The organism is Streptomyces endocoffeicus, assembly GCF_016741935.1.
Classification (GTDB): Bacteria; Actinomycetota; Actinomycetes; order Streptomycetales; family Streptomycetaceae; genus Streptomyces; species Streptomyces endocoffeicus.
Genome location: NZ_JAERRG010000003.1, coordinates 271,514 through 290,215 on the forward strand (window position 1 = coordinate 271,514; position 18,702 = coordinate 290,215).

Here is an 18,702-nt window from a genome sequence, read left to right on the forward strand (position 1 = left end):
GGATCCGGTAGACCCGGTAGACCCGGTGGACCCGGCAGACCCGAGAGACCGCACCGCGCATCACACCTCGTCCCGCCCTGTGCGCCGGGACGGCCCCGAAAGGATCGAGACCACATGACCCGGAAAGTCCGCGTGGGCATCATCGGATGCGGCAAGATCGCGCTCAACCACGCGAAGGCGCTGCTCGCCAACGACCACGTCGAGCTCCTCGCCTGCTGCGACATCGACGGCACACGGGCGGCGGAATTCGCCCGCCGCTTCGGTATCCCGCATGCCTACGACGACGCCACCGACCTGATGCGCTCCGGCGTCGACACCGTCACCGTGTGCACCCCTCATCCCACCCACGAAGCCACCGTCGTCGCCGCGGCCCGTAATGGCCTCAACGTCCTGTGCGAGAAACCGATCTCCGTTTCGCTCACCGAAGCGGACCACATGATCGCCGCCGCGGAATCCGCCGGTGTGACGTTCGGAGTCCTCTTCCAGCGGCGATTCTGGGAAGCCTCGCAACGAGCCCATGAGGCCGTACGGAACGGCCGTATCGGCACACCCGTCCTCGCGAGCGTCGCGCTCCGCCTCGGGCGCGACGCCGCGTACTTCAACTCCGACCCGTGGCGGGGGACTTGGGATGCCGAAGGGGGTGGCGTACTCATCAATCAGGCCATCCACTACATCGATCTCCTGCAGTGGTGCGTGGGTTCGCCGGTCGTCCGGGTGAGCGGCAGCATCGCCACGCTCAAGCACAGCGACCACATCGAGGTCGAGGACACGGCCGTGGCCACCCTCGAATTCGCGAGCGGAGCCCTGGGCGTCATCCAGGCCGGCACCACCTTCGCACCCGGCCTCGGCACGCAGGTGCTGGTCACCGGGGACAACGGTGCCACCGTCAGCATCACCGAGTTCCCCGAAGGCGAACCGGCGTTCAACGACATCTGGACCGTCGCCGGAGAGGAGAGCTATCGGACCGTCCACTCCACCGAGATCGACTCCGACCCGCCCCTGGCCACGATCCACGAGGGGCTGACGCCCTACCACGCCCGGCAGATAGACGACTTCGTCGACGCCGTCGTCCACGGCCGCGAACCGCTCGTCACCGGACGCGAAGCCAGGAAGGCCCTCGAGATCGTCCTCGCGGTCTACGAATCCGCCCGCACCGGCCGCCCCGTGCACCTCGGCACGGCCGACCTCGCGCAGGTCGCACCATGACCCATGACCAACTGGCCCTGGGCGCCATGACCTTCCGCGGACGGGACTTCGAAGCCTCCCTGGACGCGGCACAGCGCAGCGGATTCCGCGCGATCGGCATCTCGGTGGCGCAGTGCGTGGCGTGCCTGGAACGCGGCATCCCACCCGAGGCCATGGCCGAAGCGCTCCGCGAGCGCGACCTGCGAGTGGCGGAACTCGAACTGATCCGCCTCGGTGAACGCGGCATGGCCGGGCACCTCAACGCGCTCGTTCTCGACCTGATCGGCATTCTGCGCCCGGACCGCGTCCACGTGGCCGCGTTCTCGGGGACGGTGGAGGAGGTGAAGCGGGAGTTCGCCACCCTGTGCGAGCAGATCACCGCCACCGACGTCGCGTTCGAGTTCATGCCCTACAGCATTGTCCGCGACGTGGCCACCGCCGTGGACCTCGTACGTACCGCCGCGTCCCCGAGGGCGAAGCTGGTGCTCGATGTGGTGCACTTCTTCCGCTCGGGCGCGGACGTCGCCGAACTCACCCCCGACCTCCTCGCCCTGACCGCGGGCCTCCAGCTGTCCGATCTCGTCCCCAGGCCCGGTGTGGACCTGGCCTACGAATCCCGGCACTTGAGGACGTTCCCGGGGGACGGCGTCCTGCCGCTGGCCGACTTCCTGCGCGCCGTGCTCACGGCCACCGGCGGCACGCCTCCGCCCGTCACGATCGAACCCGTTTCGGACGCCCTGGAAACACTGCCCGTGGCATGGGTCGCCGAGCGCGCCATGCAGTCGACCGCGCGTCTGCTCACGGAGGCGGGCCGACCGCGATAGCCCATCCACGACCGCGACCGCGACCATGACCGCCCCTCCCGCTTCCCCCTTTCCCACGACGGAGAACACGATGACGCGAGCCGCAGTACTGCACGGCCCGAACCTGAACCGGCTCGGCAAGCGCCGCCCCGACAAATACGGGCACGCGACGCTCGCCGACATCGAGCGCGATATCGATGGCACCGCCGCCCGGCTCGGCATCGCGGTTGAGCACTTCCAGTCCAACCACGAAGGGGCGCTCATCGACTGGCTCCATGAGCGCCAGGACGGCCTCGACCTCATCGTCGTGAACCCCGCCGGGCTCACTCCCTACGGCTACTCACTGCTGGACGCCCTCAACGACACCGGTCTGCCCTTCGGCGTCGTACACATCTCCGCGTTCGCCGCCGTGGACGGAAGGACCCGCCCGGACATCTTCGCGGCGTCCGCGGCCGTCTATGCCTCAGGAATGGGATGGCACGGCTACGCACACGCTCTTGAGGCACTCAACGCCAAAATCAAGGAGGTGTGAGGGGACCGTAGGCAGGTCGGCGAGTTCTTGTCGGTCCACGACCCCGTCGTGAACCGGTATGCCGAGGCCGTCCGGCGCTGTGCCCCGGCCGGACGGCGCTGGACATCGGCATGGGAAAGGACGCGGTCAGGCGTCCGTCGATGTGGTGGTGGTCGTGCCGATGCGCGGCACGACGACGAGGAGCACGGCCGCCGCCGCGAGCAGATGCAGCACCTCGAGGGCTACGACGGTCAGGGCCTGGTCGGCGCCCACCAGCGGCCCGACGAGTAACAGCACCACGGCGACGGTCACGATCGCGGCGAAGGTACGCGTCGGCTGGGCCGTGCGCCGCGCGATGAGCAGCGCGGCGGTGCCGCCGACCAGGCTCACCAGGAAGGCCGCGAGGCACGCCTGGACCGCGGTGACGGTGCTCTCGGTGCCGGACATGGTGACGTCGAAGTCGGCTCCGGCGGCGTCGAAGATCAGGTAGCCGACGAGGACGGCGACCGCCGCGGCCAGGGCCGCGGGTATGACGAGGCGGGCGATGGCGGCGGTGGGGCGGGTGGATGCGGTGTCGGTCATGGAACTTCTTCCGTGGCTCGGGAAAGTGTGTGGTGAGCGGCCCCGCGGGTCGGGTGGGACAGGAGTGGGGCCGTTCAGAGCCACGTCATTCTGCTTGTTGATCGTTTCAGAGGGCGCGCTTCCGGCCACGGGCGGCCCGCCGGCGGACATGGCGAAGCCCCCGGGATCCTGGGGAGTTCCCGGGGGCTTCGTATGCCCCTACGCTTCCGATCGTGGCAAAGACCCGTACACCGCCGCCGTGACGCCTATTGGACGAAGCGCACGTCGGGGTGGGACGGGGAAGGCCCGTCCAGCAGGTGTTGTGGCCGGCCGCGCAGGTGCTGGTGGAAGAACGCGGTGAGGTAGGCGCGCTGGGCGGCGGTGCTGCGGGTGGGGTCCACGGTCCCGATGTACTCTTCGCGCTTCTGGGCCGGGATGTCCAGGCGTTCGTCGAGTGCGGGCACGATCGTCTGGGCGTCGGTGTAGCTGAAGTGGGCGCCCCGTTCGAGGCTCAGGTCGCGCTTCCAGCCGGTCGAGTGGTCCCAGAGCGACTGCCAGGACGGCTCGTTCAGGTGGGTCTGATTGGCCTTGCCCATGAGCATGAACGGACGGTTCAGCCCTTCCAGCGCGACCGGCAGGAATTCGGTGCCGCTGTACTTGAGCGTGCCGTCCATGTCGATGCCTGCGTCGATGCGGTCGTCCGTGCGCATGGCCTCGGCCGCGGTGATTCCGCCGGCCGAGTGGCCGTACATGCCGACCCGGGTCAGGTCGAGCGCCCCGCCCAGGCCGCGCGGCAGTTGGCGCCCCTCGGCATCGGGATTTCCGCCGTCCCGGAGGACGGCCAACTGGTCGAGGACGAAGCGGGTGTCGCGGACACGGGTCTCGATGGCCTGTTTGCGCTTCGCGGGATCGGTCAACGGGTCCTTTTGCAACTCGACCCGGCCGCCGGGGAACTCGACCGGGGACGTCTCATGAGTGTGGTCCATGGTGACCACCACATAGCCGCGGCCGGCGAGTTCCTCGGCGGTGGAGGTCCCCAGCGTGCGGGTGACCCCGAGGCCGGGGGAGTACAGCACGACCGGCCGGGGTGGGTGGCCGTCCACCGGGGCGCCGGTGGCGGCGTCCGTGCGGGTGGCGGCCCAGTCCACCTCGCCGGGACGTGCCAGGCCGAACGAGCCCGACTCGTCCACGGCACGGGCGGTGCCCGGCGGCATATGGGGCCGGCGGGGGTATCCGCTCGCCGAACGCGCCGGATACCAGACGCTGACCATCAGTTCCCGGTGCGTACCGGTGACCCAGGGGTCGGTCCGGGCGCGGTCGACGAGATGGAGTTCGGTCACTCCGACCGGCTGCCGTCCCGTGGGTGGGGGCAGTTCGAAGCGCACGGGTTCCCGTACCGGATCGGGTAAGGGATCGGATGGGCCGGTGGCGGAGGCGGCCGTACCCGCGCCGGCGAGCAGCGAGAGGGCGAGGGCCACCGCGGTGGTGATACGTGCGTGGATTCGCATGCGGGCAACTCTGTCCCGGCGCGCGCGAGGACACCTCCGCCCGGAGGGGGAGGTGTCCCCTGGTATTCCACCGAGTGTTCACACCGGTGTCCCGGGGCGTACTAGCCGAGGTTCCACCTGCCGGTGCGTTCCTCGTCGACTCCGTTCGCGTTTATCTGGTACGTCACGGCCGTGATCTTCGCGTCTTCCGGCACATCGAAGATCACCCAACCGGTGGCCCGCTTGCCCGGCCGGAGGATCAGGGGGATGTCCAGGGACTCGCCGACGGTGGGGGAACCGGGCTTGCCGATGTACCCCTGCCCGGTCGAGTCGATGACCTTGGCCCCGTTGTACCCGCTCTGGTAGGTGCCCGTGCCGGTGCTGACGATCGTGAACTCCGTTGCGACCAGGCGCTTCCCGGCGGGGGCCTTGAAGTAGTCGACCGCCGCCTGGGCGCGGTCCACGTACTTCTTCAACGTGAAGTCGGCCCGAACCGTGCCCGTGGTGTCCAGGTTGATGGCCGGTCCCTCCAGCGTGAGGGTGTCGCCGAGCTTGCCGACCAGCGACCCCGCGCTGCTGGCCACGGCGTCGGGCGTCCGCTCACCGCCGGGTTCGGCGGCGCCGCTGGAGCCGGTGTTCCTCGTGGGCCCGGCCTTGTCGCCGTCCCCGTCCGAACCGCCGCATGCCACAAGGGTGGCGGTGAGTGTGACGACCGCCGCGGCGGCCACGATGGCACGATGCATGGAATTCCCCCGTACATTCCGTTGAACCCGATCAGTGTGGCGATGGCTGGAATCCTGGTACAGATCGGTGTGCATGGAATGCATGTTCTGTAACCGAACGGTTCCAAAGGAATGGCGCGCCGCTTCGGTCATCGCTCCGTCCGCTGGACCTTTCCCGAGCTGAGCCGGGCACATGGCGGCCCGGAGTCCATTGTGGCCCATGCGGTCCAGAACTTGTATTGTGCGGATATGCCTCGACCTCGTGAGTTCGATGAAAATCGTGTGCTTCTCGCTATCCGTGACGAGTTCTGGGACAAGGGCTACGCGGCGACATCGATGGACGACCTGCTGCGCGTGAGCGGGCTGGGCAAAGGCAGCCTCTACGGGGCGTTCGGGGACAAGCGCAGCTTGTTCCTGCGGGTGCTGCGCGACTACGACGACGCGAACCTGCGGGTGCTGCGCGAGCGTCTGGTTTCCGCCGCGCGGGGGATCGACGTGGTGCGCGAGTTCGTGCTCGGCGTGACCGGCGATCCGACCGGGGCGGTCGCGCGTCGGGGTTGCCTGCTGGCCAACAGCAACGCCGAGCTTGCCACCGGCACTCCGGACGTCGCGGCTGAGGCTCGCCGCAGCTACGACGCGATCGCCACCGTCCTCACCGCGGCGCTGGAGCGCGCCCAGGGCGAAGGCGACCTCGACCCCGACATCGACCCTTCTGAGACCGCCCGCGCGGCCCTCGTCGCGCAACTCGGCCTCATCGCTCTCGGGCGCACCGGCATGGACATCGGAGCGCTCACCGTAATAGCCCAGTCCGCCCTGGCGCGGTTGCTGCCCACTCCGGCGCGGTAGCGGCAACGCACCGGCCGACCTGTACCGCCACGGCCTGCGACCGGCTCCGAACCCTGGGGCGCGCCCTGAAGCTGTGCGCCGCGGCTCCTGCGGAGGGCCGCGCTCCGCGGGCCGGGCTCCTGTGCGCTGCGCTGTCAGTCGTCAGGCGACTCGAATCGCGACCCGGCGGGCCGATACCGCCGCGGCGGTCGGCGCTGCCGGTGGTGTGGCCCCGCGGTTGTCCGACCAGGGGTCGCGGGCCTCGATGCCGAAGCAATCTTGACCCCACGGTCCATATCGGGGAAGGTTATGGACGCAACAGTCCATAACTTGAAGGAGGGCGGCATGGCCGTCTTGGAAGACAAGGTCGCCGTGGTCACCGGGGCCAGCACCGGCATCGGGTTCGCGACCGCGCGCGCATTCCGCGACGAGGGCGCCACGGTGTTCATCACCGGTCGCCGCAAAGACGCGCTCGACGCCGCGGTTGCCGAGCTCGGACCTGGCGTGACCGGCGTGGTCTGCGACGCTTCGGTGCCCTCGGAGCTCGATGCGTTCTACCGCACCGTGCGCGACCAGGCCGGACGCATCGACGTGCTGGTCGCCAACGCCGGCGTCGGCACCGCGGCGCCGTTCGGCGAGGTGACGGAAGATCTGATCGACTCGGTGTTCGCCACCAACGTCAAGGGAACGATCTTCACTCTCCAGCAGGCGCTGCCGCTGCTCAGCACAAACGCTTCGGTGATCCTGACGGGTTCGACCGCTGCGACACGGCCCAACCAGGGACTTGAGGTCTACGCGGCGTCGAAGGCCGCAGTCCGCACCCTCGCCCGCGGCTGGGCTCTCAGCGCGCGCACACATGGCTTCCGGGTCAACGTCGTATCCCCGGGCGGTACGCGCACCTCTGGTCTGCTCGAGCTGGTCACACCCGAGATGCTCAAGCAGGCCGAAGGCGCTGTTCCCCTCGGCCGGCTTGCCGAGCCCGAGGAGATCGCCGCCGTGACGACGTTCCTCGCCTCGGACGCGTCGAGCTATGTCAACGGTGCCGAGTTCTTCGCCGACGGTGGATACGCGCAGGCATGAGCGCTCTCGTAAGCGCCGATCCAGGTGTGTCTCACGCACGGTCCGGGGCTGGGGCGGTGGCTTGGAGGAGGTGTGTCTCCCCCTGCCACGCGGCGGAGCCGCATACCTGCCGGAGTGCTGTGCCGGTTGTGGAGCGATCTTGTGAGATTCGGACACGTTTCGAACCCCGCCCCTTGCTTGTTCGTCCTCCAGTGCTGGAGCACCGGGATGTCTTCGCGACGGAGCGAAGGCCCCCGCGTGATGAACCGCACCACGAGCGAATGGACAAGCACACCATGGGGCGACACCGACGAATATCCCGGCTTCCCCGGACCACGCTGGCGTCACGAGCGGCGCTGGCCGCGGGGGCACTCGTGCCGACGATCGCCTCGGTGGGGTCGGCTCACGCGGCCACCCCGCAGGCGGCGATCTGCACCTCGGACGAGCCGGGGCTCGCCGACAAACTCTCCGAAGACATCAACTCGGCACTGGACGGCTCCACCGCCACGACGGCGATCAGCCTCCACGACCGCACCACGAACACCACCTGCACGCTCGATGCGGACCGGCCATTCGACTCCGCGAGCACGGTCAAGGTGACCGTGCTCGCCACGCTGCTGTGGGACGCGCAGAAGGACGATCGCGCCCTGACGCAGGAGGAGAAGGACCGTGCCACCGCCATGATCACGAAGTCCGACAACGATGCCACCACCGCGCTGTGGAAGCAGCTCGGGGCGGACAAGGTCAATGGATTCCTGCGGGCCGCGGGGATGACCAACACCGTCCTCGACAGCGAGGGACACTGGGGGCTCACCCAGATCACCGCGAACGACGAGGAAAAGCTCCTGAACCTGGTGACCCACGCGAACCCGGTGCTCAGCGAGGACTCCCGCGGCTACATCCTGAAGCTGACGAGCGAGGTCATCCCCTCACAGCGCTGGGGGACACCGGCCGGCGCGCCGGGCGACGCACAGGTGCATGTGAAGAACGGCTGGCTGGAGCGGGCCACGAACGGCTGGCGGGTGCACAGCCTGGGCGCCTTCACCGGCGGCGACCACGACTACACGATCACGGTGCTGTCGCAGGACAACGCCACGATGGACGATGGCATCGCCAATATCGAGGGCATCGCCCGGGCGGTCCACCAAGACCTCAACGCACCCGCTTCCAGCGCTCGGCCCTAGCCCGGTCGGCCCGGTCAGCCCGGTCGGCGCGGTCAGCGCGTCCGTCCCGGTGTGTGGTGGTCCAGCAAGCGGGTGAGCAGCCCCACGAGTTGGTCGCGCTCGGCAGGGTTCAGCGGCGCGAGCAGTTCGTCGTGGAGTTCGTCCAGAACCTTGTCGAGGCGGCGTAGTCGGTGGCGGCCCCGGCGGGAGATCGTGATGGTGTTGCGGCGCCGGTCGTCGGGGTCCGGCGCCCGCTCGACGAGGCCACGCTCGGTCAGTTCGTTGAGCACACCGACCATGTCGCTGCGGTAGATGCCGGTGCGCCCGCTCAGCGCCGCCTGGCTGCCCGGCCCGTATTCCCGCAGCGAGGCGAGCACGGCGTAGTGCCACTTGCGGGCGTCGGCCCGGGCCAGCCCCTCGTTGATCAGCCGGTCCGACCGCGTGGTCAGTTGCGACAGCAGCCGGCTCGGCAGTCGACGCAGCCGTTCGGGCGTCTGGGGCACGCTGTCGTCGGGGACGTCCGCGGCTTCGGCTCTGGTCATGGCGCCCATCCTACCGATTGCGTTAGTCCGACTAACGATGTACGTTCGCTCGCGCCGACAGCGTTAGTGCGACAAACGTTTGTTGAGCGAACTTCACGGAAGGAAGACCTTGCCCACCACGACACTGCGGATTCCCACCCCGGACGGTGCGGCCGACGCCTTCGCCGCCTTCCCCGACCGTGGTGAGCGGCACCCAGGGGTGCTGCTGTACCCGGACGCCTTCGGTATCCGGCCCGTGCTGAAGGAGATGGCCCGCGAACTGGCCGGGCACGGGTACTACGTGCTCGTCCCCAACTTCTTCTACCGGCACGGCCCGGCACCGGTGATCGAACTTCCCGAGTACATCGGAGAGGAGGTCCGGCCCGCGCTCATCGGCCGGCTGATGCCCCTGATCGAGGAGCACACCACCGAACGGATCCTGCGCGACGCCGATGCCTACCTCCGGTTCCTCACCACCCGGCCCGAGGTCGGCGCCGGACCGGTCGGCGTGATCGGCTACTGCATAGGCGGCCTCCTGGCGATGCGCACCGCCGCGGCCCACCCCGGCCAGGTGGCCGCCCTCGCCGAATTCCACGGCCCCGTGGGCGCCGACGGTCCCGACGCCCTGCACCGCCTCTTCTCCACGCTCACCGCTCAGGTCCATCTCGGCCACGCCGAGACCGACCTGACGCCCGAGGCCCTCGGCGAGCTCAACCAGGCCCTGGATGCCGCGGGTGTCGGCTACACCTCCGAGATCTACCCCGGCACCGTCCACGGCTTCACCATGTCCGACACCGACGCCTTCAGCCCCTCGGCACTGCGACACCACTGGGACCGGCTGCTCCCGCTCCTGGACCGCACCCTGGCGGGCGGCTGAGGAGGCCTCCGGCCCGGGGGAGCGAACCCGACGGACGGATTTCCCGCGGTCCGACCTCTTCCCGCATCCGGTGCATGCACTGTATACACGGTATATGAGCCGAGAAGACAGAGGCCGCCGCGGTGATGCCCAAGGCGCCGACGCCCTCACCGACGAGCTGCGCCGGCTGATCGTCGAGGGCGTCTACCCACCGGGCCACCGACTGGTCCAGGACGAACTCGCCGACCGTTTCGGGGTGAGCCGCATCCCGCTGCGGGAGGCCATGCGCACCCTCGCGAGCGAGGGTCTGCTGCGCTCGACACCGGGCCGCGGCACGTTCGTCACGGTGCTGGACCTCGAGGAGATCGACGAGATCTACAACCTGCGGCGGCTCATCGAGCCCAGTTTCGCCGAGCATGTCACCGAGCGGGTCTCCCGGCGCGACATCAGCCGGTTCGAGGAGATGGCGACGGCGATGGAGCGGGCCCAGGGGTCCGGCGCCGATATCTGGTCGCGGACGAACCTCGCCTTCCACCTGGACATGTACCGGCTGTCCCGGCTGCCCATGCGCTACGAGATCATCTCGCAGATGTACCACCGGCTGGAGCCGTACTCCCGGTTCTACGTCCATGGCACCTCGGCGTACGGCCGCGTCCACCACGAGCACGCCGCGATGGTCCAGGCGCTGGCCGACGGGGACGCGGAGGAGCTGGCCCGGCAGATCACGGCGCATATCGACGGCGGGCAGAAAGGGCTGCACACGGCCTGGGAGAACAGCAGCGGCGCCCTCCAGGCGTACTGGGCGGAGTCGGCCCGGTGACCGCCCTCGCGCTCAACACCGATGTGGGCGAGGGGTTCGGGGTCTGGGGGCCGGCCGACGAGGGCGAGCTGCTCGACCAGGTCACCGCGGCCAATGTGGCCTGCGGTTTCCACGCCGGCGACCCCGATATCCTGCGCCGCACCTGCGAGGCGAGCACCGCCCGGGGCGTGGCCATCGGGGCCCAGGTCTCCTACCGCGACCTGGCCGGTTTCGGCCGCCGCTTCATCGATGTGCCACCGGCCACGCTGGTCAACGAACTCCTTTACCAGATGGGCGCGTTGGAGGTGTTCGCCCGGCTCGCGGGCGGTCGCGTCGGCTATGTGAAGGCCCATGGCGCGCTCTACAACGCGGCGGCCCGGCACACCGGGCACGCGGCCGCGATCGTCGAGGCCGTAGCCCTGTACGACCGCGCCCTGCCGCTGCTGTGCCAGCCGCGCACCGCGGTCTGGGAGCGGGCGGTGGAGGCCGGGGTGCGCCCGCTGGCCGAGGGGTTCATCGACCGCGGCTACACCGACGAGGGGCTGCTGGTGCCCCGCTCCGCGCCCGGCGCCCTGATCACCGACCCGGCCGAGGCGGCCGAACGCGCCCTGCGGATGGCCGAGTCGGGGACCGTGGTCTCGGTGAGCGGCAGCGTCGTACGGATCGCCCCGGACGGCGGGGAACTGGCCGCGCTGTGCGTGCACAGCGACACCCCCGGCGCGGCCGGGCTGGCCGCCGCCGTACGGGAGGCGCTGGCGTCGGGGGGTGTCGCGGTGGGCCCGCCCGGTGCCGTCGCGGACCGGGTCGGGGTGCGGCCGTGACGCCGGCGGATGTGCCTCCCGCGGACGCGGTCCGGACGGATGTGCCTCCTGCGGGCGCTGCCCGGAGGGGTGTGCCTCCTGCGGGCGCTGCCCGAACGAACGTGCCTCCTGCGGACACGGCCCCCGCGGACGCGACCCGGACGAACGTGTCCCCCGCGGGCGCGCCCCAGGTGAACGTACGCCCTGCGGACGTGAAGTCTGTGGCGGACGCGAGGTCCGTGAAGGCAACGTCAGACAAAACGTTTCTGCGGAGGGCCGGCGACCGGGGCTGGCTGATCGAGTGCGCGGACCGGCACCCCGCCGAGGTCGCCACCTCGATCCGCGCCCAGCCCTGGGCGTCGGGGCTGCGGGAGGTCGTGCCCGCCGCCACGACCGTGCTGGTGGTGGCGGAGACCGCCGCCGGGATGGGCAAGCTCGCCGCCGGGCTGCGCACCGTGCTCGACGGGCCCGGCGCCCACCGCACCGGACCGCCGCCCGGCAGACGGATCGTGATCCCGGTCCGCTACGACGGCCCGGACCTGCCCGAGGTCGCCGAACGCCTCGGCCTGGCCCCGGAGGAGGTCGCGCGGCGGCACGGCGCGGGGGAGTACCGGGTCGGCTTCTTCGGCTTCGCGCCCGGCTTCGCGTATCTGGACGGCGTACCGGAGAGCCTCCGGCTGCCCCGGCTGTCCAGCCCCCGGCCGAGGGTGGCCGCCGGGGTGGTGGCCATCGCCGGGAACCAGACGGTGGTCTACCCCGGCGGAACTCCCGGCGGCTGGCACCAGATCGGCGTCACCACCACCCGGCTGTGGGACGTGACGGCCGAACCGCCGAACCGGCTCGCCGTCGGCGACCGGATCGTCTTCGAGGCGGTGGCGCCATGACGGTCACCTCCGCCGCCCCGGGCCGCCGGGTCCGCCCCCGGCACCGGCCACCGGACCCCGGCACCGGCCCGGAGCCCGCCGTGCTGACGGTCGTCCGGGCGGGACCGGCGGCCAGCGTGCAGGACCTGGGCCGGCCGGGGATGGCCCACCTGGGCGTGCCCGCCTCCGGTCCGGCCGACCGGCGCAGCTTCCGGCTCGCCAACAGGCTGGCCGGGAACCCGGAGGACACTCCGGCCCTGGAGGTCACCCTCGGCGGCCTCGCGATCACCCTCTCCGCCACCCGCCATGTGGCGGTCACCGGGGCCCCGGCGCCGCTGACGGTCGACGGGGTGCCGGTCGACGGCGCGCCGCGGCTGCGGCTCCGCGCCGGATCCGTGCTCGCCATCGGCCGCCCCTGGGCGGGCTGCCGTACCTACCTCGCGGTCTCCGGCGGGATCGAGGCGGAGCGGGTGCTGGGGTCGGCCTCGCGCGACTCCCTCACCGGGCTCGGCCCCGACCCGGTGTGCGCCGGGGCGGAGTACGGCCTCGGCCCGGTGCGCCCGGTCCCGGCGATCCCGCTGGAGCTGGCGTTCAGCGTCGTCCCGTGTGGCGGCCCGGCCACCGTCCGGTTCCGCTGGGGCCCGCGGCACGAGCTGTTCGACGCCGCGGACCGGCACCGGCTCACCACCACGCCCTGGCGGGTCTCCGCCCAGTGCGACCGGGTGGGCGCGCGGCTGACCGGACCGCCGCTGGCCATCGGCTCGGTGGACCTGCCCAGCGAGGGGACGGTACGCGGCGCCATCCAGGTGCCGCCGTCGGGCGAGCCGATCGTCTTCCTCGCCGACCATCCGGTCACCGGCGGCTACCCCGTCATCGGGGTGGTCACCGACGCCGACATCGATCTCGTCGGCCAGACCCTCCCCGGGGACGAGCTCCGGCTCGCCCCCGTCCACTGAACCCCCTGTGAATCCCCTGAAACACCCTGAGATGCCCACCCCTGAAACACCCCGAAACCCCCTGAGAAACCTCGAGGAGACACCCACATGACCACTCAGCCCGACTCCCTCGTCCCCTTCCACTTGGCCATCCCGGTGGACGACATCGAGGCCGCCCGTGAGTTCTACGGCAAGGTGCTCGGCTTCGCCGAGGGCCGCTCGGACACCAAGTGGATCGACTGGAACTTCGGTGGCCACCAGGTCGTCACCCACCAGGTCGGCGACGGCCCGTCCGGGGCGCCGCGCGACGGCGTCGCCGGGACCAACCCGGTCGACGGCCACCAGGTGCCGGTGCCGCACTTCGGCCTGGTGCTGCCGGTGCCGGAGTTCCAGAAGCTGGCCGAGCGGCTCACCGCGGCGGGCACGGAGTTCGTGATCGAGCCGTACGTCCGCTTCCAGGGCGAGCCCGGTGAGCAGTGGACGATGTTCTTCCTCGACCCGGCGGGCAACGCGCTGGAGTTCAAGGCGTTCGCCGACCTCGGACAGCTCTTCGCCGTCTGATCCGCGTCCGCCCGGCGGTCCTGATCCGCCCGGCGGTCCTCACCGACCCACCACCGACCCACCGGCGCGGCGGCGCCCGGCCCGGCAGGACGACGGTCATCAGCAGGAGGACTGGTCCCGCGGATGACCGTCGTACGGGCCCCCGGCGCCGTACCGGCGGCACTGACAGCACATCCCGGCCAAAGGACATGTCAGACCCGGAGGAACCCATGACGAGCGTATCAACGGCCTCAACGGCCTCAACGGCACCCGGAGACCCCGGGGGCGCGGCCGCCGTGGCCACCGCGGCGCGCGGCGGCCCGCGCCGGGCGGCGCTGGCGGCGGCCGCCGGCACCGCCATCGAGTACTACGAGTTCGGCGTCTACAGCTATCTGGCCGTGGTCATCGGCCCGCACTTCTTTCCCGGGGACGACCCCACCGCCGCCCTGCTGGCCACGCTCGCGGTGTTCGGCAGCGCGTTCCTGATGCGGCCGCTGGGCGGCATCGTGCTCGGCCGGCTCGGGGACCGGGTGGGCCGCAAGCCCGTACTGATCCTCACCGTGACCGGGATGGGCGGCGCCACCGCGGCCGTCGGGCTGCTGCCCACGGCCGACGCCGTCGGCGTGGCCGCGCCCGTCGCCCTGCTGATGGTGCGGCTCGCGCAGGGGTTCTTCGCGGGCGGTGAGGTGACCGGTTCGGCCACCTATCTCGCCGAGTCGGCCCCGGCCGGGCGGCGTGGCTTCTTCGGGGCCTTCACCCCGGTCGGGGTGGCCCTCGGCGGCGGGGCCGCGGCGCTGGTCGCGGGCGTCACCACGACCGCGCTGAGCGAGCGCCAGCTCGACGCCTGGGGGTGGCGCATACCGTTCCTGCTCTCGCTGCCCCTGGTCGCCGTCGCCCTGATCGCCCGCAACCGGCTCGCGGACTCCGAGAGCTTCCTCGCGGCGAAGTCGGAGCGGGCGACGGCCAAGGCGCCGCTGACCGAGGTGTTCACCCACCACCGCGGCCCGGTGCTGAAGGTGACCCTGCTGGCCATCGGCTCCAACTGCGGCTACTGGGTCGGCCTGATCTTCATGAACATCTACCTGACCACCGACCTCGGCTACCCCAAGGAGTCCACCTTCTGGATCATGGGCGGGATCAGTCTGTTCGTGGCCGCCCTGATGCCGGTGTGCGGGGCGCTGTCGGACCGGTGGGGCCGCAAGCGGCTCATCACGGCCGGCTTCGCCGGGTACGCGGTCCTGGTCGTCCCCGCGATGCTGGTCATGGGTCGTGGCAGCTTCCCGCTCGCCGTCGCGGCCATGGTGGTGCTGGCCCTGCCGATGCCGGTCGTCCAGTCCGTCACCTACCCGACGTACGCCGAGATGTTCCCGACCCGGGTGCGGTACACCGGGCTCTCGTTCAGCTTCAACATCGGCACCATCGTCGGCGGCGGGCTCAGCCCCTATCTGTCCACCTGGCTGATCTCCGCCACCGGCAGTCTGCTCGCCCCGGGCTTCCTGCTGATGGCGGCCGTGGTCGTCGCCCTGCTGACGCTGCGCACCGTCGCCGAGTCCAGCCACGGGGAACTGGCGTGACGGCCGCCGTGCGGCCCGGCCCCGCCGCCTCCGGAGAAGGCCTTCCCGAGGACGTCCCCGCCACCCCGGCGGCGCTGCGGCGCCTGGTGGCGGACGGCCGGTGGACCGGGCCCACGGCCGGTCTGCTGGACGGTTACCAGCAGGCCAACCTCGTGATCGTCCCGCACGATCTGGCCTTCGACTTCCTGCTGTACTGCACCCGCAACCCCGCGCCCTGCCCCGTCCTCGCCGTCACCGAGCCGGGCGACCCGGTGGTGCGGCTCGGCACGACCGTCGCCGACCTGCGGACGGACCTGCCGCGTTACCGGGTCTGGCACGACGGCGAACTCGCCGCCGAACCACCCGACATCACCGCCCACTGGCGCCCGGACGCGGTCGGCTTCCTCCTCGGCTGCAGCCACACCTTCGAGGGCCCGCTGCGCGCGGCCGGCGTCCCGGTCCGGTACGCCCCGGAGTCCGCGGCGCCGCCCGTCTACGTCACCGACGTGGCCACCCGCCCCGCCGGGCGGCTGTCCGGACCGCTGGTGGTCAGCATGCGCGCGATACCGGCCCGGCTGGTGGCGCGCGCCGTCGAGATCACCGCCCGCTATCCGGCCGGGCACGGGGCGCCGGTGCACATCGGCGACCCGGCCGCGCTCGGCATCGCCGACCTGGCCCGGCCGGACTTCGGCCCCTCACCGGTCGTCGAGGACGGCGACGTCCCGGTGTTCTGGGCCTGCGGGGTGACCCCCCAACTGGCGCTCCCCGCCGCACGGGCCCCGTACACCATCACCCACTACCCGGGCCATATGTTCGTGTTCGACCACACCGTCGACGCGGGCCCGGCACCGGGGTGAACGGCCATTCGCGGTCCGGCGGCGGGGGTTTCAGGGAGCGATGCCCACGCCGTCGATCCGACTCCAGGCCCGCTCCTGGGCGGACGTCATGGCCGGCCACGTCAGTCCGCCCGGCCGGGGCCGGACATGGGAGGCGTAGGGCTTGGGGCGGAAGCCGGAGTCGTAGAAGCACCCGGTGCCGTAGACGCGGTCGAACGTGGCGCACGCGGACGCGATGGACCGCGGTGTGGGCTTGTTTCCGGTGCGCACCCAGGAGTCCAGCGCGGCGATGGAATCGGCGTACTCCGCGTTGCTCAGCTCGCTGTGTTCGCTCTCCTCGGTGAAGGTCTGCACGAGGTTCTTCCCGCGGTGCGCGCCGTCGACCGTCGCCCGGTACGCCGACTCGTGCTCGACGAATGCCGTGGGGTCGTCGATGGCGTGCATCGTCAGTACCGGGATGGACACCTGCCCGGTGAGGTCGCTGTCGTAGGAGAGGTCACGCCGGGCGTCGGGGGCGGCGGAGAAGCGCTCGACGCCCGCGTTCAGCGCCGTGTCGTCGTGTGAACCGGAGTACCACACGCCCTGGTTGCTGAACGGATTGCGGTCGCCGAGCCGGCTGTGCACGATGTCGCGGAAGGTGAACACCGAGAACCGCAGATGGGACTCCAGCGTCCGCTCCGGAAGGCGGGTGACGGCGAGGATGTCGTCGAGGTTGCGCTGCTGCGGCGCGGTGCGCTCCTCGGGGGCGGAGGCGTAGCCGGTGCACTCCTGAAGGCGGGCGCGCAGCCCGGCCGTCGTCAGGGTCGAATCGGGACGCAGCCCCTGCCACAGCGGGTACTGGGGCTCGCTGGGGCGTGGCAGGTTGCGGCAGTAGTACTGGTAGACCACCCGCAGGTCGACGCGGTAGTCGTAGCCCCGGGAGCCGCCGCCCAGGACACCGCTGGTGAGGAGGGCGCCGTCGTAGGGGCCGTTCTTCCTTCCGTACGTCTCCACGACCTTGGCGGCGACGTTTCCGCCCCAGGACTGGCCGTGTACGTACGTCCGCTCGGGCTTGCCGAAGTCCGCCACGAACAGGCGGCGCAGATTCTCCGTGTCGGCGGCCGCCATGCGCGTTCCGTAGCCACCTCGCCGGTACGACGAGCCCGCCCAGGCGTAGCCCTCGGACACCATCACCGACCAGCGGTCCAGGTCGCCGACGCTCCGTTCGGGATCGGACCCGTCGCCCAGGTCGGGGCCGCCGTGGGAGTGGACGATCAGCGACCCGTTCCACTTCTTCGGAACGGCGATCGCGTAGTACGCCCCGTTGCCGTCCTGGCCGGTGTAACACGTGGCCTTGTCGCCCACACTCGCCGGGCACGTGACCGGCGCGGGACGCGGCTGGGCCGCCTGGACCGGACCGGCGTTGCCCAGCGTCCCCGCGACGATGCCCGCGATGCCGACGGTCGACGCCACGGTGCGCCGCATACGCGTGAGACTTCGCAGAAGGGAGGAAGGTACGTTCCGACTCGAGCTGTGCACAGCGACGCTCCTGACCTCAGTGGCGCTCCCTCGCGCCAGGCGTTGCGATGTTAAGGACACCTGTTCCGCCGACACCATTGAGCAGGGAGTTCTGTTCTTAACGTGCACGGCTCTGCGATGTGCGCGGCCGGCGGAGGCCGTGGTGCTGCAATGGACCCATGTCCCTCGACGAGCTCCGCACCCTGCTGGCCCGGCATGCCCGGCCCGACTGGACCACCGCCATCGACGGCGTCCTCGTCTCGAAGGTCGACCGGCCGGATCCGCCGGCGCCCTCCATGTCCGGCATGGTGCTCGCGGTCATCGCCCAGGGCAGCAAGCGCCTCGCGCTGGGCGACCGGGTCTACGCGTACGGACCCGGGCAGTATCTGGTGGCATCCGTCGACCTGCCCGTCACGGGGCAGTTCACCCAGGCCGACCCCGAGCAGCCGGCGCTCGGCTTCGGCCTCACGCTGGAGCCGTCCGCCGTCGCCGAACTGCTGTTGCGGGCCGGTCCCGGAGACACGCCCAGCGCGGGCGGCGGTGTTCCGTCGGGGATCGCGGTCAGCGAGGCTTCGGCGGCGCTGCTCGACGCGGTGGTCCGGCTGCTGCGCCTGCTCGACGAGCCGCGCGACCGGGCCGTACTGGCGCCGCTGGTGAAGCGGGAGATCCTGTGGCGCGTGATCACCGGCGAGCAGGGGGCGACGGTTCGGCAGCTCGGTCTGGCCGACAGCGGGCTCAGCCATATCTCCCGGGCCGTGCGCTGGATCCGCGAGCACTACGCGGAGCCGTTCCGGGTCGAGGACGTGGCGCGCAGGTCCGGTATGAGTGTCTCCGCCTTCTACCGCAACTTCCAGGCGGTGACCGCGATGAGCCCCATCCAGTTCCAGAAGCAGATCCGGCTCCAGGAGGCCCGGCTGCTGCTCGCCACCCATCCGAACGACGTCACCGGGGTCGGTCAGCGGGTCGGCTACGACAACCCGTCGCAGTTCAGCCGGGAGTACCGCCGCCAGTTCGGCGCACCCCCGAGCCAGGACGCGGCCCGGCTGCGGAGCACCGTACGCGCCCCCGCGGGCGTCCTGCCCTGAGCGGGGCTGGGCAGCCACCGGGAGGATCGTGCATGCGCGGGCGAGGATAGTTCTATCGTTTCCGCAGGTCGGAGCGGTGAAATGGGAGTGCAAGTCCTCCC

General features: G+C 71.1%; 20 protein-coding genes. 15 read left to right on the forward strand and 5 right to left on the reverse strand.

The features are described from left to right. Positions 1 to 114: 114 nt before the first annotated feature. The 3 genes from JK364_RS11320 to JK364_RS11330 all read left to right on the forward strand — a co-directional run bounded on the left by JK364_RS11320 (position 115) and on the right by JK364_RS11330 (position 2,520). Entirely contained in the window at positions 115 to 1,206 is a 1,092-nt protein-coding gene (locus JK364_RS11320) for a Gfo/Idh/MocA family protein (RefSeq protein ID WP_201850261.1), read from the forward strand. After that, positions 1,203 to 2,009, forward strand: coding sequence for a sugar phosphate isomerase/epimerase family protein (locus tag JK364_RS11325; protein WP_201850263.1), 807 nt, complete (start codon positions 1,203 to 1,205; stop codon positions 2,007 to 2,009). The genes JK364_RS11320 and JK364_RS11325 overlap by 4 nt, the downstream gene beginning before the upstream one ends. Before the next feature lie 70 nt (positions 2,010 to 2,079). Next, complete coding sequence (locus JK364_RS11330; RefSeq protein ID WP_201850265.1) at positions 2,080 to 2,520, forward strand: type II 3-dehydroquinate dehydratase; 441 nt, start codon at positions 2,080 to 2,082, stop codon at positions 2,518 to 2,520. A 126-nt stretch (positions 2,521 to 2,646) separates the two neighbouring features. On the opposite strand, the gene JK364_RS11335 is transcribed toward JK364_RS11330, so the two are convergent. The 3 genes from JK364_RS11335 to JK364_RS11345 form a co-directional block, all read right to left on the reverse strand. After that, positions 2,647 to 3,081: a DUF6069 family protein gene (locus JK364_RS11335; protein WP_201850267.1), complete on the reverse strand. Its 435-nt coding sequence runs from the start codon at positions 3,079 to 3,081 to the stop codon at positions 2,647 to 2,649. A 245-nt stretch (positions 3,082 to 3,326) separates the two neighbouring features. Then, the gene (locus JK364_RS11340) at positions 3,327 to 4,568 is read right to left on the reverse strand and encodes an alpha/beta hydrolase family protein (RefSeq protein WP_230991764.1); all 1,242 of its coding nucleotides are present in this window, start codon (positions 4,566 to 4,568) and stop codon (positions 3,327 to 3,329) included. A 101-nt stretch (positions 4,569 to 4,669) separates the two neighbouring features. Then, the gene (locus tag JK364_RS11345) at positions 4,670 to 5,290 is read right to left on the reverse strand and encodes a hypothetical protein (RefSeq protein WP_201850269.1); all 621 of its coding nucleotides are present in this window, start codon (positions 5,288 to 5,290) and stop codon (positions 4,670 to 4,672) included. A gap of 228 nt (positions 5,291 to 5,518) precedes the next feature. Between JK364_RS11345 and JK364_RS11350 the strand changes: the two genes are divergently transcribed. The 3 genes from JK364_RS11350 to JK364_RS11360 all read left to right on the forward strand — a co-directional run bounded on the left by JK364_RS11350 (position 5,519) and on the right by JK364_RS11360 (position 8,337). Then, positions 5,519 to 6,115 (forward strand): TetR/AcrR family transcriptional regulator, encoded by a 597-nt coding sequence (locus JK364_RS11350; protein WP_201850271.1) that lies wholly within the window; start codon positions 5,519 to 5,521, stop codon positions 6,113 to 6,115. A 324-nt stretch (positions 6,116 to 6,439) separates the two neighbouring features. Then, positions 6,440 to 7,174, forward strand: a complete 735-nt coding sequence (locus tag JK364_RS11355; protein WP_201850273.1) for an SDR family NAD(P)-dependent oxidoreductase — start codon at positions 6,440 to 6,442, stop codon at positions 7,172 to 7,174. 275 nt (positions 7,175 to 7,449) lie between these two features. Then, on the forward strand, positions 7,450 to 8,337 hold the full coding sequence (locus tag JK364_RS11360; protein WP_201850726.1) for a serine hydrolase: 888 nt from the start codon (positions 7,450 to 7,452) through the stop codon (positions 8,335 to 8,337). A 32-nt stretch (positions 8,338 to 8,369) separates the two neighbouring features. Here the strand turns inward: JK364_RS11360 and JK364_RS11365 are convergent, their stop codons facing one another. After that, positions 8,370 to 8,858: a MarR family winged helix-turn-helix transcriptional regulator gene (locus JK364_RS11365; protein WP_201850275.1), complete on the reverse strand. Its 489-nt coding sequence runs from the start codon at positions 8,856 to 8,858 to the stop codon at positions 8,370 to 8,372. 109 nt (positions 8,859 to 8,967) lie between these two features. On the opposite strand from JK364_RS11365, the gene JK364_RS11370 reads away from it, so the two are divergent. The 8 genes from JK364_RS11370 (at position 8,968) to JK364_RS11405 (ending at position 16,040) form a co-directional block, all read left to right on the forward strand. Then, the gene (locus JK364_RS11370; RefSeq protein WP_201850277.1) at positions 8,968 to 9,714 is read left to right on the forward strand and encodes a dienelactone hydrolase family protein; all 747 of its coding nucleotides are present in this window, start codon (positions 8,968 to 8,970) and stop codon (positions 9,712 to 9,714) included. 94 nt (positions 9,715 to 9,808) lie between these two features. Then, positions 9,809 to 10,513: a GntR family transcriptional regulator gene (locus tag JK364_RS11375; protein ID WP_201850279.1), complete on the forward strand. Its 705-nt coding sequence runs from the start codon at positions 9,809 to 9,811 to the stop codon at positions 10,511 to 10,513. Continuing rightward, positions 10,510 to 11,313 (forward strand): LamB/YcsF family protein, encoded by an 804-nt coding sequence (locus JK364_RS11380; protein WP_201850281.1) that lies wholly within the window; start codon positions 10,510 to 10,512, stop codon positions 11,311 to 11,313. Before JK364_RS11375 ends, JK364_RS11380 begins: the two co-directional genes overlap by 4 nt. A 218-nt stretch (positions 11,314 to 11,531) precedes the next feature. Beyond that, on the forward strand, positions 11,532 to 12,176 hold the full coding sequence (locus tag JK364_RS11385) for a 5-oxoprolinase subunit B family protein (protein WP_201850282.1): 645 nt from the start codon (positions 11,532 to 11,534) through the stop codon (positions 12,174 to 12,176). After that, positions 12,173 to 13,111, forward strand: coding sequence for a 5-oxoprolinase subunit C family protein (locus tag JK364_RS11390; protein WP_201850284.1), 939 nt, complete (start codon positions 12,173 to 12,175; stop codon positions 13,109 to 13,111). The genes JK364_RS11385 and JK364_RS11390 overlap by 4 nt, the downstream gene beginning before the upstream one ends. 87 nt (positions 13,112 to 13,198) lie before the next feature. Next, positions 13,199 to 13,651: a VOC family protein gene (locus JK364_RS11395; protein ID WP_201850286.1), complete on the forward strand. Its 453-nt coding sequence runs from the start codon at positions 13,199 to 13,201 to the stop codon at positions 13,649 to 13,651. 209 nt (positions 13,652 to 13,860) lie between these two features. After that, complete coding sequence (locus tag JK364_RS11400; RefSeq protein ID WP_201850288.1) at positions 13,861 to 15,204, forward strand: MFS transporter; 1,344 nt, start codon at positions 13,861 to 13,863, stop codon at positions 15,202 to 15,204. Continuing rightward, complete coding sequence (locus JK364_RS11405) at positions 15,201 to 16,040, forward strand: putative hydro-lyase (protein ID WP_201850290.1); 840 nt, start codon at positions 15,201 to 15,203, stop codon at positions 16,038 to 16,040. Before JK364_RS11400 ends, JK364_RS11405 begins: the two co-directional genes overlap by 4 nt. A gap of 30 nt (positions 16,041 to 16,070) precedes the next feature. On the opposite strand, the gene JK364_RS11410 is transcribed toward JK364_RS11405, so the two are convergent. After that, on the reverse strand, positions 16,071 to 17,483 hold the full coding sequence (locus JK364_RS11410) for an alpha/beta hydrolase (RefSeq protein WP_230991765.1): 1,413 nt from the start codon (positions 17,481 to 17,483) through the stop codon (positions 16,071 to 16,073). 212 nt (positions 17,484 to 17,695) lie between these two features. Here JK364_RS11410 and JK364_RS11415 point away from each other — a divergent pair, with 212 nt between their 5' ends. Further along, complete coding sequence (locus JK364_RS11415; protein WP_201850292.1) at positions 17,696 to 18,601, forward strand: AraC family transcriptional regulator; 906 nt, start codon at positions 17,696 to 17,698, stop codon at positions 18,599 to 18,601. The last annotated feature ends 101 nt before the right edge of the window (positions 18,602 to 18,702 follow it).